Below are 15,940 nucleotides of genomic sequence, written 5' to 3' on the forward strand. Positions count from 1 at the left end.
TGTCTTGACCCAGCAAGTGCGGGATGGCAAGTAAATTGTATCCAATTGACCAAATAAATCGAATACGATATGGCGGATGTGGAAATAGTGGGCGCAGGCGCAGATGAGTGACAGTAAAAATACCCTGACCAACGCGGTGCATGATCTGCTTCGCAGGGCCATAATCGAACAAGCATTGAAGCCAGGGATGCGGCTTCCCGAGGATACTGTCGGCGAACAGTTCGGGGTGAGTCGGACCATCGTTCGACATGCTTTGGTGCGTCTGGAGAACGAAGGGCTTGTCATCACGCGCCGCAATCGTGGTGCGTTTGTCGCCGAACCGTCCAAGGAAGAGGCGCAGCACGTGTTCGAGGTTCGGCAATGCCTCGAAAAAGAGGTCATCCGAATTCTATGCGAGCGCATGCCAGAAAGTGGATACGATCAGCTTGAGGCTCATGTGCGCAACGAAGAAAGCGTAAAGGGCAAAGATGGCCCGGTTTCAATTCGGCTCGCTGGTGAATTTCACGTTCATCTTGCCGCGCTGACCGGCAATGATGTGCTGGCCCGATATGTATCCGAGGTTGTGCTTCGTTGCTCACTCATCATGTCGATGTATGCAAGAAGCCATTCCTCTGACTGCGCAGTAGGCGAGCATTCCCAGATCATCGAGGCCATCCGCGCCGGAGACGCGGCGCGCGCCAGCGAGATCATGAACCACCACCTTGGTGCGGTTGCCGGGCGAGCGGAGCTGACGCCCAAGCCGGATAACATCCAGTCCATCCTGTCCCATTATGGCAAGGAGTTGGCGCAATGACGCTTTCCGCAACCCATCACGCCTTGAACTTTTCTGACCTCACCCCGCGCGAGGCCTATAAGGTTATGATCGGCACTATCGTACCGCGCCCGATCGCCTGGGTTACCACGGTGTCGCCCGACGGGGTGGTCAATGCAGCACCATATTCCTTTTTCAACTGCCTGTCGGCTGATCCACCGATTCTGGCGCTTGGCGTGGAAAACAAACCGGACCGGAGTTTCAAGGATACCGCCTACAACATTCGCATGACCGAGTGTTTTACCGTGAACATCGTTGATCGTGCGAATGTCGAAGCGATGTCGGTCACGGCTGCCGGATTTGACCGGGAGGTGGATGAACTCGAAATGGCGGGGCTTACGTCAGCGCCTGGGGAAAAGGTTGCCTGCCCGCGCATCGCCGAGGCACCCGTTGCCTTTGAATGTGAGCGATATCTGGGAATCGAGGTCAGTTCGGCCCGCGAAATCATCCTTGGCCGAATTGTCATGGCCCATGTGCGCAACGATATCATCGATCCTGCGACCTGTTATTCGGACCATGAGCGGTTGGATGCCATTGGTCGAATGGGAGGCAACGGCTATGCCGGAACCTTGGATTATTTCGACTGGCCAACGCCATCCGCTGAGGATGTGTTGAACGGCGTTCGCAAGAAGGCAGCGACCGGCGGGGTTTGAACCGGGTCAAGAAGGGAAACGGATCGCTGAGATTGTTCGAGTTTGCGGCGCACGCCGTTGGCGTGTGGGTCGCTGATCAATCAAGGACGATCACACGTGTGCTTGTTCCTGATTGCCCGCCTCAAGCCCCTCGAGGATGCGCTGAATATTCTCCAGATCAAGCTGGTCTTTCAGGCCGATGAAAACCACGCCGGTTTCGTGATCATCGTCGACAGTTTCGATGGTGTAACGGTTTCCGACGACATGGATCAGCGCCATGCCGGTGGCCGTGCGTATGAACCCCTTGGCTCTGTCCACTCCGTGATCATCGGCCAAGGCCGCGCCAAGGTCTTTGGCGTCAATGTGGCTCGCTGGTCGATAAACCTGGCTGTGGAAGCGACCATGCACGGTATCGGCGACAGCGGATCGGCGGGCCGGAAAGGGCAGGGCGCCCAAGGCAGCAGAAATCGGTATCTGTCCTGACGTCACCGGCAGAATGCGTTTTCCGGGGTAGTTCAGGTTCAACCAATCTCGGACGGCCTCTAGTTGATGCGGGGATACGAGGTCGGCCTTGGTCAGAAGAAGAATATCGGCCTGTTTCAATTGGCGTTCGATTGTATCGGCCAAATAAGTATTGTTTGCGTTTCTGCGGATCTGTTCGGCGTCCGCCAATACCAGCGTGGCGTCCGCCCTCAGGCCATCGATCATTCCGACGGTTGTAGCGATGGACGCCGGCAGGGCAACGCCGGTTGCTTCGATCAAGATATGGTCGGGACGGGGTGACATGTTCTGAATATCGCTCAAGGCACCGATCAGATCGCTTCCAAACGCGCAGCACACACATCCACCAGAGATAGAGATGAGCCCATCCCCGGTGGCTTCGATCAAATCGGCATCAATTGGAAGTTCGCCGAACTCGTTGACCAGCACCGCAAGACGCTGGCCTTCGTTATGCCGCAACAGGTGGTTGATCAGCGTGGTTTTTCCCGCACCGAGATAGCCACCTATCACTGAAACTGGCAGATCCATCATATCGTCGCGGCCTCGAAAATACGGCCACCCTGAACTGTCCCCCAGACGCCGATATCTTTCAGCGCCTCTGGGGCAACTTTGGTCGGGTCGTCTTCGAGCACAGCAAAATCGGCCCGCTTTCCGACTTCGATCGAGCCGACCAGATCGTCCATTTTCATTGTGACTGCGGCCCCCAGCGTGATGGCGTAAAGCGCCTCTGCTACTGAGATCCGTTCGTTTTTGCCCAGAACACGCCCCGAGGCGGTGCATCTGTTGACGGCGGCCCAAGCTGTGAAGAGCGGACCAAGCGGTGTTACCGGCGCATCAGAGTGAATGGTCATCGGGATCCCTTCGGCCAATGCCGTGCGGCAGGCGTTCATCCGTTCGGCGCGTTCGGGGCCTACAGTCAGGGAATAGTGTTCGTCGCCCCAATAGAAATGGTGGTTGGCGAACAGGTTCACGCACATTCCAAGTCTTGCCATCTTGCGGAACTGGGCTGGCGAAGCGAGCTGGCAGTGTTGCAGGGTAAACCGATGGTCAAGATCCGGGTGCTTGCGTAGAGATGCCTCCATGGTTTCAATGGCCAACTGCGTTGCCTCATCTCCGTTCGTGTGGGTATGGACCTGCACCCCGGCGGCGAGTGCGCGTTCGAAGATTTCGGCCAACTGATCAGGCGCAATGTACCACAAGCCGTTTTCTGCGCCGTTGTAATAGCCGGGCCAGCGCATACGGGCTGAAAAGCCCTGAATGGAGCCGTCCGCAATCACCTTGATGCGACCAAGTTCCAGCCGGTCGGTGCTGCGTTCTCGCAGCGAAGCGGTGTAATCGACCAGATCCTTTGGTGACAGGCCCATATTGATACGAAACGCGACCATGCAAACGGGATAATCATCGGCGCCGGTCACATCGGAAAACATCTCGACAAGGTCGTCGTCAAGCTGCTGGCCCAGATCTGAAGAGGTCGTCACACCAGACCTGACGCAGAGCCTTGCATAGTTGCGCAGGCCCTCTTGATCAGCGGACAGAAAGGCACGATCCATGCCGACATGCTTTCCTGCAGGCATCATGATCTCGGGGCTCTTCAGCTCGCCGGTCGGGAAACCGTCATCGCCAAGCGGAATGCCTGGGTGGGTGTTGCCCTGCTTCATGAGGCCCGCCAGTTCCAAGCCCTTGGTGTTGACGTTCAGAATGTGCCCGGATGCGTGCATCACCCCCACGGGCCGCGTATCCGAGACCCGGTCAAGATCGGCCCGGGTCATGCGCACGTTGTCCATGTAGATTGGATCAAATCCCCAGCCCAACAAGGGTTGGTCTGCATCCTCCAAGGCCGATTCAGCTTCCTTGAGCCTTGCCACCGCATCATCAACGGTTTTTAGCCCGCCCCAAACCTTGCCATTCGGATCCATACGATCAAACCAGCCGACATAGGTGAAACTCCACAATGCACCCTCCATGCTGTGTGCATGGCCTTCTATCAAACCCGGCAAAAGCACCTTGTCGGCAAAGCGCTCGTTCAGCTCGTAAGGCCCCCAACCGGCAAGTTCCTCAAGTGTACCTGCGCCCAGAATCCGACCCCCGTGTACAGCGACATGGCTGACTTCGGGTTGGTTCGGATTCATCGTGATGATTTTTTGGGCTGAATAGATTGTGGTCTTCATTTTTTCATCCTGTCATCGTGCAAGCGCCTGAGGAGAGCCTAGAAAGATTTCATTCGTCGGAAAAATGGATATAATCAAGGGATAACCACAACTGGATAGTGGAACGAGGGCGGTGCAGAACTTCACGCTCAAACAATTGCGCTATGTAGAGGCGGCCGGACGGCTCGGTTCGATCGCGAGTGCCGCGACCGAATTGTCGATTTCCCAGAGTTCGATTACCGCCGCTATCGAAGTCCTTGAGACCGGTTTGGGCTATGACTTGTTCATCCGGACACCGTCAAAGGGTATTCGGCCCACACCGCAAGGGGCGGAGTCGCTTGTCCTGGTGCGACGCTTCCTGCAGCAGGCCCGGAACTTTCAGTCTGAAATCCAGTCAGTCGCTGGTACTGCGCGCGGAACGCTGAGGATAGCGTGCTATGCGACGGCTGCGCCGGCATTCTTGCCAATAATATTGCGCAGCGTGACAGAACGCTTTCCCGAATTGTCGATCACAGTACTGGAAGGTTCTCTCAGCGTTATTATCGATTACGTGAATGAAGGTGAAGCGGATCTTGCTTTTACATACGATCTATTCAGGGACTCAAAACACCGCTTCTATCCTTTGTTTTCGGCACCACCTTACGCCATCGTGCCAAGTGACGATTCCATCGCTCGCGCGGGGCGGACCACACTGGCGGAGTTGTCTGAGAAACCGCTCGTGATGCTCGACCTGCCAGGTGCCAGCAAATATTTTATGGATATGTTTCATGCGGCGGGGCTTGACCCGGTCGTTGCACACTCGACGCGGTCATCGGAGATTTTGCGGGCGCTCGTCGCGGGCGGCTTTGGCGTCGCACTGCTTAACATCCGACCATTGGACTATCGCGAGACAGAATCGGGTTATCGCATCGTACCGATCTCAGATGAGATAGAATCAGCCCCGTTCGGGATCGCTATCGCCGACACCGAGGGCGTACCAAGGACGATCAAGGCGTTCATCGATAACTGTCTGGAATTAAGTAATAAAGGGGCATTCGCGCATCTGATAGTTGAGTAGTTGGTGGCTTCATTGGTTTTATGGTGGATAGCAGCCCATTTTTTCAGTTTTTTGATGGAAAAGGCTTGGGCTAGGTTTACGGAAATCGCACGACCGCAACAAAACAGCGGCACTTGAAAATGGTCATCAACAGGGAGACCGAGACATGAAACACAGTACCAAAAAGCTGTTGGCAGCCACTCTGATTGCGGCATGTACTGCCGCAGGTGCGGGCTGGGCACAGGACACACCCAAGGCTGGCGGGACGCTGGTGGTTTCCTTGCCTGGCGGGACGCCGCGGGTCTTGAACCCCGCCGTTCAGTCAGGGACAGCAACCGGCATGCCCGGCACCCAACTTTTTGCCTCGCCGCTCAGATATGACGATGATTGGACGCCCCAGCCCTATCTCGCCAAAAGCTGGGAGGTCAGCGATGACGGGCTTCAGGTCACGCTGCACCTGCAAGAGAACGCAACGTTCCATGATGGTGAGCCGATCACATCCGAGGATGTCGCCTTTTCCGTGGACGTGATCAAGGAATACCATCCGTTCAAGTCGATGTTCGCCCCGGTCGAGAGTGTCGATACACCGGATGAACACACCGCCGTTCTGAATCTGGCTCATCCGCATCCGGCGCTGATGCTGGCAATGTCAGGCCAGCTTATGGCGATCATTCCCAAGCATATCTATGGCGATGGGCAAGACCCCAAGAACCACCCGCGCAACAATCAGGATGTTGTGGGTTCGGGTCCTTTCAAACTTGTCGAGTTCAAGCCGGGCGAACACGTTATCCTCGAACGCTATGACGGTTATTGGGAAGAAGGTCTGCCCTATCTCGACCGGATCGTCGCTCGCATCATCAATGACAGTTCCGCCCGCGCCATCGCGTTGCAGAACGGTGAAATTCAGATGTCCACCTTCGAAGCCGAACCCACGATCGTGAACCGCCTTAAATCAGCGGACAATCTGACTGTGACCCAAGAGGGTTACGGCGGCATCGGTGCGATCGACTGGCTTGCGATGAACACCACGCACGGGCCGCTACAGGATGTGAAGGTCCGTCAGGCCATTGCCTATGCAATTGACAAGAACTTTATCCTCAAGGCCCTGATGCGGGGGACTGCGATTGAGGCGAAGACCGGTATCCACCCCGATAGCCCGCTCTATAACCCGGACGTCGAGGCCTATGAACTGGATCTGGACAAGGCAAACGCCTTGCTGGACGAGGCGGGCTATCCGCTTGAGGACGGCAAGAGGTTCGAGTTGAAAATCGAACTGCCCGGTTTCCCCGGTTACAAACCCCAGACAGAATACATCAAGGCAGCGCTCTCTAAGGTTGGCATCGATGTTGTGGTTCGGGCACATCCAGATTTTCCGACCTGGGCTCAGGTGATGGGCAACATGGATTTCGATCTGGCAATGGACAGCGTCTATAACTGGGGGGATCCGGTGATTGGCGTGAACCGGACCTATCTGAGCTCGAACATTGGCAAGGGTGTCTGGTCAAATACCCAAGGCTATTCGAACGCGCGTGTGGATGAGATCCTAGACGCGGCTGCGACTGAACTGGACGCGGAAAAGCGCAAGGCGCTCTATTCCGAGTTTCAGGAAATCGTGGCCGATGAAGTGCCGATCTACTTTATCAACGCCGTGCCACAGCACACGGTCTATTCGGACAGGGTCGGTAACCCACCCCAAGGCATCTGGGCGTCCAGTTCGCCGATGGACAAGATCTATCTGAAAGACTGATCTAACTGCCCGCGGCCCTTGCGGTCGCGGGCATTCGATTTGCAGGCCCTTGGCTGAAAGGTGGTCACAATGAACGCGATGCGCGTCACTACAACTCGGATCTTCTATGCCATCCTGTTGTTGCTCGCCGTCCTGGTGTTGAACTTCACGATGATGCATCTTGCGCCCGGCGACGTGGCGGACACCATCGCGCAATCAATGGGCGGTGCCGACGAGGACACAATGGCCCAGATCCGTGCCGATTACGGCCTGGACAAACCCTTCTTGATACAGCTCGGTAGCTATCTGGGACGTGTGCTGCAATTTGATCTGGGGTATTCCTTTTATTACAATCAGCCAGTGACCACCCTGATCCTGCAGCGACTGCCTGCGACGCTGCTGCTGGTCTTTACGGCACAGATCTTTGCGATGTTCATCGGCGTGGTTCTTGGGGTCATATCGGCACGTCGTCCAAATGGCATTCTTTCTCATTTCGTGACGTTTATTGCGCTTTTCGGTTATTCCGCCCCGGTCTTCTGGACTGGAATACTGCTGCTCATCGGGTTTTCGCTAAAGATTCAGTGGTTTCCAGTGGCCGGTATGCGGGACGTCACGCTTGAAGGTGGCTTTATGGTTCAGGCGCTCGACATCATGCGCCACATGGTGCTGCCAACGATAACGCTGGGTTCCATCTTTCTTGCTCTGTATTCGCGTCTTTCACGGGCGTCGATGATGGAAACGCTGGGCTCGGACTATGTTCGCACTGCCAAGGCCAAAGGGCTGACCGAACGCGAGGTGGTCTACAAGCATGCGCTTAAGAATGCCCTGTCGCCGGTCATCACACTGGCCGGGCTTCAGTTCAGCGCCGTGATTTCGGGGGCTGTTTTGGTCGAAACCGTCTTTGCCTGGCCGGGTCTTGGGACATTGGCGTTCCAGTCGATCCTTGCCCGCGACACGCCCACGATCCTGGGAATTCTCTTCTTCTCTGCGTTGATGGTGATCGTGGGGAATCTCTTGACTGACTCTGTGCTGCGTCTCGTCGATCCGAGGCTGAAAGGGCGTGCATGATGACCGATCAAACCATGGAACCACCTGTTGCCAAGGCCCGCTCGCCGCTCTCCGAAGCCTGGGAGATGTTCCGGCACAACCATTCGGCCATGGTCGGACTGGCGCTTTTGGTCGTGATCGTTCTGGGCGCTATTTTTGGCCCGATGTTATACCCAACCGATCCGTTTGATATGGTCTGGGCCCCGTTTTCCCCACCGGGCGAAGAAGGCTTCTTGCTTGGCACCGACTATCTTGGCCGCGATCTGTTTTCGCAGATTCTGTACGGCGCGCGCGTCACCTTGATCATCGGTCTTTCGGCGGCAATCGTCACCGTTGTGATCGGGGTTACGGTTGGCGCGCTTGCCGGGTTCTACGGCGGCATCGTCGAAGAAGTCCTGATGCGCTTTACCGAGTTTTTTCAGGTCTTGCCGACGCTGCTGTTCTCGATGGTTATCGTGGCCCTGTTCGGCGCAAGCCTGACAATGATTACATTTGCCATCGGGATCGTAAGTTGGACCGCCGTAGCGCGTATCACCCGGTCTGAGTTTCAACGGGTACGCGAACTCGAATATGTCATGGCCAGCCGCGCTTCGGGTGCATCCAATGCCAAGCTCATGTTTGAGGTGATCCTGCCCAACGCGCTGCCGCCGATCATTGTGCAATCGGCGCTCATGGTCGGGTCTGCGATCCTTTTTGAGGCGGGTCTCAGCTTTCTCGGGCTGACCGATCCGAATGTGGTCAGTTGGGGTCAGATCATTGGGTCCAATCGGCAGTACATCCTGGAATCCAGCTTTACCGTCACCATTCCCGGCCTCGCGATTTTCATCACCGTCCTCGCCATCAGTCTGGTCGGTGACGGTCTGAATGATGCGCTGAATCCCAAGCTGAGGAAACGCTGATGCCTCCTCTACTCAAGGTCGAAAACCTGCGCATTGAACTCGCGACGCGTGCCGGGGTCGCTCCGGTGATCGACAACATGAATCTGGAACTCGGCCACGGTGAAAGCATCAGTTTTGTCGGGGAATCCGGATGCGGCAAGTCCATGACCGCGCTTGCCATCATGGGGCTGCTACCAGAAGGCATCGGGCGCGTCGCCTCTGGCAGCATCCAGTTTGACGGCGAGGAATTGACCACAGCGTCGGACCGTCGACTGCGCGAAATTCGCGGCAACGAGATCAGCATGATCTTTCAGGAACCGATGACCTCGCTGAACCCGGTCTATACCGTTGGTGAACAGATCGCCGAAGTGCTTCGCGCGCATGAGGGGCTTAGCAAGAAAGCGGCATGGAAACAGGCGATTGAACTGCTGGACGCCGTGCAGATTCCCAACCCCAAGAGTCGGGTAGAGGCCTATCCCTTCCAGATGTCTGGAGGTCAGCGTCAGCGGGTGATGATCGCCATTGCGCTGGCCTGTACTCCCAAAATCCTGATTGCGGATGAACCGACGACCGCGCTTGATGTGACCGTGCAGGCGCAGATCTTTGACCTGTTGCGCGACCTTCGAAAGCAGACCGGCACATCCATCATCATGATCACGCATGACATGGGCGCGGTTGCCGAGATGTCAGAGCGCATGATCGTGATGTATGCGGGCCGCAAGGCAGAAGAAGGCCCTGTGGATCAAGTGATCGCCCACGCCCGTCATCCTTATACCCACGGGCTGATCAGTTGCGTGCCGCATATCATGGCAAATCTAACGGAGGAACGGCACGAGCTGACCGAAGTTCCGGGCATTGTCCCCGGCCTGTCAGAGTTTGGGCAGGACCTCTGCCTGTTCTCGTCGCGATGCCCTCGCGTGACCGATCAGTGTCTTCAGTCCCGACCACCTGAAATGCCGTTCGGGGATGCCCGTCGTTCGGCCTGCTGGCATGCGGAGGAGCTTTGATGACTGATCTGCTTGATGTTCAGAACCTGTCCGTCCGCTTTGGCGTCCGTCGCAAGGGAGGTGTGTTTGCCAAACCGACCTACCTGACTGCGGTGGATGACATTTCTTTCACCGTCCGCAAGGGTGAAACGTTGGCCATCGTAGGCGAGTCAGGGTCCGGGAAAACCACTGCCGCATTGGCAATTGCGCGCCTTGTCAGCGGCTTGACCAGCGGAAGGGTTGAGCTTGAAGGCCGTGACATCCTGCCTCTGGACCGTGAAGACCTGAAATCCATGCGCCAGAAGGTACAGGTTATATTTCAGGATCCGTATTCCTCGTTGAACCCGCGCAAACGGGCCGAAGATATCGTGCGGGAGCCGCTCGACAGCCTGACAAACAAGTCTGACGTCGAAAAGCGAGAGATCGTCGATGGGCTCTTTGAGGCCGTGGGTCTGCATCCGGAGCAAAAGCGTCTCTTTCCGCATCAGTTTTCCGGGGGCCAACGCCAACGGATCGGAATTGCTCGCGCGCTTTCTACCCAACCCGAGGTCATCATCTGCGACGAACCCGTCTCGGCACTCGATGTCGCGGTTCAGGCCCAGATTCTCAACCTGCTGCGGCGTCTTCAGGCGCAATTCGGGCTGACCTATGTTTTCATTAGCCATGATCTGGGCGTGGTGCAGCATATGTGTGACAGCGTTGCAGTAATGTATATGGGCAAGATCGTCGAACACGCCGACCGTCTGTCGCTGTTCAACAACCCCTTGCATCCCTACACGGCGGCCTTGTTGTCTGCTGTCCCATCTGTCGATCCGACCCTGCGAGAGCAATCCAGGCGTATTCTGATCCCGGGTGACCCGCCCGATCCATTGGATTTGCCGCAAGGCTGTCGTTTTGCCTCACGCTGTCCGGTCGCTGAGCCTCGCTGTCGTGATAATGCCCCTCCGCTGGACTCGGCAGGGGCAAATCACCGCGTGGCGTGTCACTTGGTGGAAGGCGGGGTCTCTCCGCTGACCGCGATCAAACCTTGATAAAACATGGGCCCGCAACGCCGCTCAGAACTCGATTTGGGCAACAAAGCTCACATGCTGGATAACTATGTTCAGAGACAGCTATGAGTCTGTATTTTGCTAAATTCTGCGACAGAGTCTGAGACGGTAGCGGGCTCAGCCAGCTTGTTATGCTTGCCCGTTCCTAATCCGCACTCTCGGTGTCTTGAAAAAGCGCGATGTCTCGCATAATTGGCGATCAAGTATGGAGGGCCAAATGACTGACTACACGCACAACTTCGAAGCGGACACCGGCAAGATCCTGAATATTGTCATTAATTCACTGTATTCTGATCGGGACATATTTCTGCGTGAACTTCTTTCAAATGCGTCTGATGCCATACACAAACGAAAGCTGCTGGGTCAGACCAATCAACCTTTGCTGAACACATCCGATGATCGAATTGAGGTCATCGTGGATGCAAAGAAGAAAACAATAATCGTCACTGATACCGGCATCGGCCTTGATGAAGCCGAACTTTCGCAGACCCTCGGGACGATCGCACGATCAGGGACTTCGAGCTTTCTCAAAGATATTGGCGAACTAGAGGATAGCAAGGATGCGGCCAAGACCCTGATTGGGAAGTTTGGCGTTGGCTTCTATTCAGCTTTCATGGTCGCGGATAAGGTTACGGTCGTAACCAGGAAGGCCGGCACCGAGAAGGCCTTCGTTTGGGAGAGCGACGGCAAGAGTGGGTTTTCCATCGACGTAGCAGAGCAGCCTGGCGAAGTCGGAACATCAATTACGCTGCATTTGCGTAAAGATGCCAAAGACTATGCTGACATCACCAAGTTGCGTGGCCTAATCAAGAAATATTCCGACCACATCGTGGTTCCGATCCACATAAAGGAAGCGGGAGGCGAAAGCGAGCAGGCGAACAGCGCTCAGGCACTTTGGACAAGGCCTGCATCTGAGATTTCGCAGGAAGACTATGCGGAATTTTACAAGCAGACCTTCGCTGCATTTGATGATCCCTATATCACCATTCATAATAAGGCCGAGGGTTCGATCGAGTTCACGAACCTGTTGTTCGTGCCCAAGACGGCGCCGTTCGATTTGTTCGAACCAGAGCGAAAGACCAAAATCAGCCTGTATATCAACCGGGTATTCATCAGTCAGGATGTCGATGGGATTATTCCGACTTGGCTGCGCTTTGTCCAAGGTGTTCTTGATACGACGAGCCTTGATCTGAACGTCAGCCGCGAAATGGTTCAGAACAGCCCGGTGATCAAGAAGATTTCAAAGTCGCTCACCAAGCGTGTCCTTTCTGAACTTAAGAAGAAACTCAAGAACGACGAAAGCAGTTATGATGCCTTCTGGGCCCAGTTTGGGAAGGTTTTGAAAGAGGGTCTCTACGAGGACTTCGAAAATCGAGACAAGATTGCCGAGCTCGTTCGGCTGTACTCGTTCAAACAGGATAAGCTGATCACGTTGCAAAGTTATCTTGATGACATGGTCGAAGGGCAGGAGAGCATATATTGCCTGACAGCTGATACGTTGAAGCAGGCAAAAACCAGCCCCCACCTTGAAGGGTTCAAGGCGAAGGGACTTGATGTCTTGCTGATGACCGATCCAATCGATGCCTTTTGGATTGCTCAGATGGGTTCCTTTAAAGACAAACCCTTTGTGTCGATATCGCGTGACAAATACGACCTGTCAGAAATTGGTGCGGATGAGGTCAAGGACAGCAGCGCTGACGAAAATAACATCGAAGCCGATGGCGTTGTCGCGATTGTTAAGGGCTGCTTGGGCGATACTGTGGAAGACGTTCGTACCTCAAAAAGCCTTGTTGAGAGCCCCGTGCGCTTGGTGGCCGGCGAAGGTGGGTTGGATTTCAATCTCGAGCGCATTCTAAAGACACAGAACCCGGAGTTTGAGGGTAGTAAAAAGGTCTTGGAAATCAATGCCAGTCATGAACTGGTGAGAAAGATACCGAGCCTTTCAGAAGATGTGCAGGCCTCCTTTTGCCGCGTATTGTTCGAGCAAGCTCGCATCCTCGACGGTGAAATGCCTTCCGACCCTCAGCAATTTTCAAAGGATTTGATGCAAATCGGTAGGTGTCTGTAGTCGGTAGGCGCCAAAATTTCGCGATCTCGTTGGGTGCTCAATAGCCGCCCGATTGGGCTTGCAGTGAAGTACCGGCCAAATGGGGCAGGAGATTTATATAACCCGCGAGCCTTTCGAACACAGCGCAGCAGCTCTCTGTCCGCTCCTCTAGTATGAAATGAAGGGCGAGCCGGTTCAAACTGGAAGTGCCGAAGCGATGTTGAGTACTGAAGTGCGTTGCCTGTGGACACACCGTAACAAGGGGTAAAAATGCGCCCCAAAATGCTACGTGTTCACAGAATCTGGCTATTTTGACTGCGTAATCTGAAACATCCGGCCATCTGTGACGCGTTGCCCGATACAGCGTGTTTCAGGTATCGGGTTTGAGGCATTTCGTCATCGATTTTGATGACAATTCTCGCATGGACTGCCCCAAGAGTTCGAGGCGATAAGCATTATGAACGAGGGACCGGCGGGGGCAGGTCACCTAACAATCCAGACTCAATTGTTAAATTCAAACAGGAACACCCATGTGGGGTCGATTACAGGATCACAAGCCTGATACAAGTCCTGGTTCAATCTCGATCTGCAGCGCGTCGTTGAACCGGTTGAAGAACCCGCATAGGGCGATACGCAAGGTTAGCTCCACGATCTGTTCGTCGCTAAAGTGTTGCTTGAGTTCGTCAAACATCTTTTCGCGGATGTACTGAAAGTTGTTAGTGACCTGCACAGCATAGTCCCGCACCAGCATATCGAGTTCATCAAACCCGTCGACACTATCGCCAAGTATGCCTTCGACAGCCGCCTCTGAGAGCCCGTGTTGGATAGCGCGGGGCGCGTGGTGACTGATGCAGTATTTGCATTCGTTGATCTTTGAAACTGTAACCAGTGCGATCTCGAGATAGCGTTTTGGCAGGAGCGCCTCGTCATAGAACTCCAGCAGCATGCCCATCATATGCTTGAGCGCCACCGGCCGATGCGCGAACACTTTGACCTGATTCAGAAACGGCCCATACTCATTGGCGTACCTCTCGTAGATCGGCCTTACGTCTTCAGGAACCTGATCAATTTCCACATCGCTGACGCGCGCCATTAAACTTCTCCTGGTTGGTGGGGAACGAGATGTTCCCTAGACATTTCTTCCAATCTCGTCAGCGTGCGAGACAATAAGTTGGCTGAGAGACAGATGCGCTGCCACAGAGACGGTAGCCACGGTCCTTCTAAATCGAACTCAATGCGGCATTCCAACGATCCGGCGTCATGGCGAGCCGTGCCCGCATGAACAGAAGATCTGCATATTTTCCAAAATCGAACGGGATCGATGACATGTGCTTTTGGTAGGTGGCCCAACATCCCCAAGTGAGACTTGCCACACCCACATATAAAGCAACTCTGGCGACCAGTTCGGGCCGGGCAACACCTTCGTACATTTCCAGAACGCTTGAGATTTCCTGGGGCTTGAAAAACGCCGATTCAAAGCAGAACATGGCTATGTCCCAATAGGGGTCATTGTTTGCGGCATATTCCCAATCGATCATCTTCACATCCGAACGGTCATTGACCATGTAGTTGGAGATGTAACCGTCATTGTAGCAAGCCACGATATCCATGCCTGCGGCTTCTACGGCACGCTGAACTTTGGTGACTTCGGCGAGCATGGCCTCCATGTCGTCGGGTAGGGCAGCATTCATTTCACGGATATGCGTCAAATGCTGGTAGAGTTGGTCAAATCCGGTTTTCGTACCAGACAAAACATGCTGCGTATGTACGGTTTTATACGCAGTCATCACGTTCTGCCGGATTACAGGATCCTGCGTGTCGCGCACACCGCAACTGCGGTATCCGTGCAGGAATTCATGCATTTCAATGCCGGCTTCCGCGTCATAGAACAGCATCGCCGGGCCAACCCCACTCTCCGCAACCTTGAGAGCCGCGTCATAGGCCACCGGGCGATCTAGAAACCCTTCGGTGCCGGCCCCATGAATCTTCAGGAAAAAGACTTCACCGGAATCTTCGTCAATAATGCGCCAGTTGATGTTGGTGATTCCGGAAGCGATCCGTTCCGGACGAACATTTCGGCCCGCAAGCGGGGTTACACGGGCAATCGCCTCGTCGATGCCAATCAGCTCCTGCATCAAATTTCTCCTAGAAGTGATGGAATATCGAAGACGTCATGGTGAAAACCAAAGCGGATAAGACGATTGTTCGCATATTTGTAGAGTTCTGGCCCTGCAGTTTCAGAACCATCATCCGCAAGAAGCGCCCAACAGGCCCAGATGAAATCGTCGATCAATGCATATAGCTTCATTCGCGCCATAAGTGCCGGATCGGCGTGACCCGCATAGATTTCTACCAACTCTGCCCGTTCCTGTTCGGTCCGACAAAGCTCGAGCGATAGAGCGCCGATGTCCCACCATGGATCGGCCATAACCGCGCGATCGAAATCAACCAGCTTCACGCTGTTGTCTGGCTTTATCATGAGGTTTGACACAGTGTCTTCACCATGAACCGGGCACAAGTCGATGCCTGCTGCTGCAAGCGCCTCGCCTATTGATTCAATCACCGCCCGCATCTGGGCAAAGGGTAAGTCGCCCTTGAATAACAGCGTTCCCTGATCAAGTCTGGGTTCAAGCTGCGCGGCCAAACTGTCAGCAACGGAAATTGGCGAGAGGGTTGTCTTGAGGGCAGGTTGCGCGTGCCAGGTGCGCTTGGCAGCTACTACGGCCTCACGGAGCGGGCCGGCTTGTAGATCAGAGACCATCGCCATCCGCCAGTCGGCATCCAGATATTCGAACACCAGCACTTGATTGGCCGCATCGGCTGCAACAACCTTGGGGCCAATTCCGATTTCGCCAGCCCTCTGCGCGGCTTCGGCGGCTCCGGAAAACGTGTATGGTGCCAACGCATCTTTGTGAAATGCTTTGGCGAACACTGTGGCGCTACCATGCTTCAGCACCGCTCCATGGGAATCCAGACACATGTGCATCGGCATGGCGATCCCCGGGATTTCCGCCAAGGTTTCGGTCCCATCGGGCCAGAGCTTGGAGAGGGCGGCGTCAAGGCGCATTGTCGTAGTCATG

Annotated in this window: 14 protein-coding genes; 9 read left to right on the forward strand and 5 right to left on the reverse strand. The window is 55.1% G+C overall.

What is annotated here, in order from left to right:
* The first annotated feature begins 103 nt into the window (after positions 1-103).
* Positions 104-793, forward strand: coding sequence for a GntR family transcriptional regulator (locus tag ABJO75_RS07135; protein ID WP_348128797.1), 690 nt, complete (start codon positions 104-106; stop codon positions 791-793).
* On the forward strand, positions 790-1,464 hold the full coding sequence (locus ABJO75_RS07140; protein WP_348128799.1) for a flavin reductase family protein: 675 nt from the start codon (positions 790-792) through the stop codon (positions 1,462-1,464). The genes ABJO75_RS07135 and ABJO75_RS07140 overlap by 4 nt, the downstream gene beginning before the upstream one ends.
* Positions 1,465-1,554: 90 nt before the next feature.
* Here ABJO75_RS07140 and ABJO75_RS07145 read toward each other — a convergent pair whose 3' ends face one another.
* Together ABJO75_RS07145 and ABJO75_RS07150 are read right to left on the reverse strand one after the other, a co-directional pair.
* Positions 1,555-2,475, reverse strand: coding sequence for a GTP-binding protein (locus ABJO75_RS07145; RefSeq protein ID WP_348128802.1), 921 nt, complete (start codon positions 2,473-2,475; stop codon positions 1,555-1,557).
* Positions 2,472-4,112, reverse strand: a complete 1,641-nt coding sequence (locus tag ABJO75_RS07150) for an amidohydrolase (protein WP_348128805.1) — start codon at positions 4,110-4,112, stop codon at positions 2,472-2,474. The genes ABJO75_RS07145 and ABJO75_RS07150 overlap by 4 nt, the downstream gene beginning before the upstream one ends.
* Positions 4,113-4,224: 112 nt before the next feature.
* Between ABJO75_RS07150 and ABJO75_RS07155 the strand changes: the two genes are divergently transcribed.
* The 7 genes from ABJO75_RS07155 to htpG all read left to right on the forward strand — a co-directional run bounded on the left by ABJO75_RS07155 (position 4,225) and on the right by htpG (position 12,881).
* Positions 4,225-5,148 carry a LysR family transcriptional regulator gene (locus ABJO75_RS07155; RefSeq protein WP_348128806.1) on the forward strand — a complete coding sequence of 308 codons (924 nt, stop codon included), beginning with the start codon at positions 4,225-4,227 and terminating at the stop codon, positions 5,146-5,148.
* Positions 5,149-5,293: 145 nt separating this feature from the next.
* Positions 5,294-6,874 (forward strand): ABC transporter substrate-binding protein, encoded by a 1,581-nt coding sequence (locus ABJO75_RS07160; protein WP_348128809.1) that lies wholly within the window; start codon positions 5,294-5,296, stop codon positions 6,872-6,874.
* A 69-nt stretch (positions 6,875-6,943) separates the two neighbouring features.
* Positions 6,944-7,921: an ABC transporter permease gene (locus ABJO75_RS07165; protein WP_348128811.1), complete on the forward strand. Its 978-nt coding sequence runs from the start codon at positions 6,944-6,946 to the stop codon at positions 7,919-7,921.
* A complete protein-coding gene (locus ABJO75_RS07170; RefSeq protein WP_348128814.1) occupies positions 7,921-8,799 on the forward strand; it encodes an ABC transporter permease in 879 nt (292 codons plus the stop codon). The genes ABJO75_RS07165 and ABJO75_RS07170 overlap by 1 nt, the downstream gene beginning before the upstream one ends.
* Complete coding sequence (locus ABJO75_RS07175; protein ID WP_348128817.1) at positions 8,799-9,785, forward strand: ABC transporter ATP-binding protein; 987 nt, start codon at positions 8,799-8,801, stop codon at positions 9,783-9,785. Before ABJO75_RS07170 ends, ABJO75_RS07175 begins: the two co-directional genes overlap by 1 nt.
* Positions 9,785-10,795 (forward strand): ABC transporter ATP-binding protein, encoded by a 1,011-nt coding sequence (locus ABJO75_RS07180; protein ID WP_348128819.1) that lies wholly within the window; start codon positions 9,785-9,787, stop codon positions 10,793-10,795. Before ABJO75_RS07175 ends, ABJO75_RS07180 begins: the two co-directional genes overlap by 1 nt.
* Before the next feature lie 235 nt (positions 10,796-11,030).
* Entirely contained in the window at positions 11,031-12,881 is a 1,851-nt protein-coding gene (gene htpG / locus ABJO75_RS07185) for a molecular chaperone HtpG (protein ID WP_348128822.1), read from the forward strand.
* A 529-nt stretch (positions 12,882-13,410) separates the two neighbouring features.
* Here the strand turns inward: htpG and ABJO75_RS07190 are convergent.
* The 3 genes from ABJO75_RS07190 to ABJO75_RS07200 all read right to left on the reverse strand — a co-directional run bounded on the left by ABJO75_RS07190 (position 13,411) and on the right by ABJO75_RS07200 (position 15,939).
* Positions 13,411-13,953: a carboxymuconolactone decarboxylase family protein gene (locus ABJO75_RS07190; RefSeq protein WP_348128824.1), complete on the reverse strand. Its 543-nt coding sequence runs from the start codon at positions 13,951-13,953 to the stop codon at positions 13,411-13,413.
* Positions 13,954-14,080: 127 nt separating this feature from the next.
* Entirely contained in the window at positions 14,081-14,995 is a 915-nt protein-coding gene (locus ABJO75_RS07195) for a choline/ethanolamine kinase family protein (protein ID WP_348128827.1), read from the reverse strand.
* Positions 14,995-15,939: a phosphotransferase gene (locus ABJO75_RS07200; RefSeq protein WP_348128830.1), complete on the reverse strand. Its 945-nt coding sequence runs from the start codon at positions 15,937-15,939 to the stop codon at positions 14,995-14,997. Before ABJO75_RS07200 ends, ABJO75_RS07195 begins: the two co-directional genes overlap by 1 nt.
* Between the last annotated feature and the right edge of the window lies 1 nt (position 15,940).

Source organism: Sedimentitalea sp. (assembly GCF_039973035.1).
Lineage (GTDB): Bacteria > Pseudomonadota > Alphaproteobacteria > Rhodobacterales > Rhodobacteraceae > Sedimentitalea.

Coding starts and splice junctions, on each gene's coding strand:
- ABJO75_RS07165 (WP_348128811.1), top strand. CDS start 6,944: ATGAACGCGATGCGCGTCACTACAACTCGGATCTTCTATGCCATCCTG.
- ABJO75_RS07195 (WP_348128827.1), bottom strand. CDS start 14,995: ATGCAGGAGCTGATTGGCATCGACGAGGCGATTGCCCGTGTAACCCCG.
- htpG (WP_348128822.1), top strand. CDS start 11,031: ATGACTGACTACACGCACAACTTCGAAGCGGACACCGGCAAGATCCTG.
- ABJO75_RS07135 (WP_348128797.1), top strand. CDS start 104: ATGAGTGACAGTAAAAATACCCTGACCAACGCGGTGCATGATCTGCTT.
- ABJO75_RS07200 (WP_348128830.1), bottom strand. CDS start 15,939: ATGACTACGACAATGCGCCTTGACGCCGCCCTCTCCAAGCTCTGGCCC.
- ABJO75_RS07150 (WP_348128805.1), bottom strand. CDS start 4,112: ATGAAGACCACAATCTATTCAGCCCAAAAAATCATCACGATGAATCCG.
- ABJO75_RS07145 (WP_348128802.1), bottom strand. CDS start 2,475: ATGATGGATCTGCCAGTTTCAGTGATAGGTGGCTATCTCGGTGCGGGA.
- ABJO75_RS07175 (WP_348128817.1), top strand. CDS start 8,799: ATGCCTCCTCTACTCAAGGTCGAAAACCTGCGCATTGAACTCGCGACG.
- ABJO75_RS07140 (WP_348128799.1), top strand. CDS start 790: ATGACGCTTTCCGCAACCCATCACGCCTTGAACTTTTCTGACCTCACC.
- ABJO75_RS07190 (WP_348128824.1), bottom strand. CDS start 13,953: ATGGCGCGCGTCAGCGATGTGGAAATTGATCAGGTTCCTGAAGACGTA.
- ABJO75_RS07170 (WP_348128814.1), top strand. CDS start 7,921: ATGACCGATCAAACCATGGAACCACCTGTTGCCAAGGCCCGCTCGCCG.
- ABJO75_RS07180 (WP_348128819.1), top strand. CDS start 9,785: ATGACTGATCTGCTTGATGTTCAGAACCTGTCCGTCCGCTTTGGCGTC.
- ABJO75_RS07160 (WP_348128809.1), top strand. CDS start 5,294: ATGAAACACAGTACCAAAAAGCTGTTGGCAGCCACTCTGATTGCGGCA.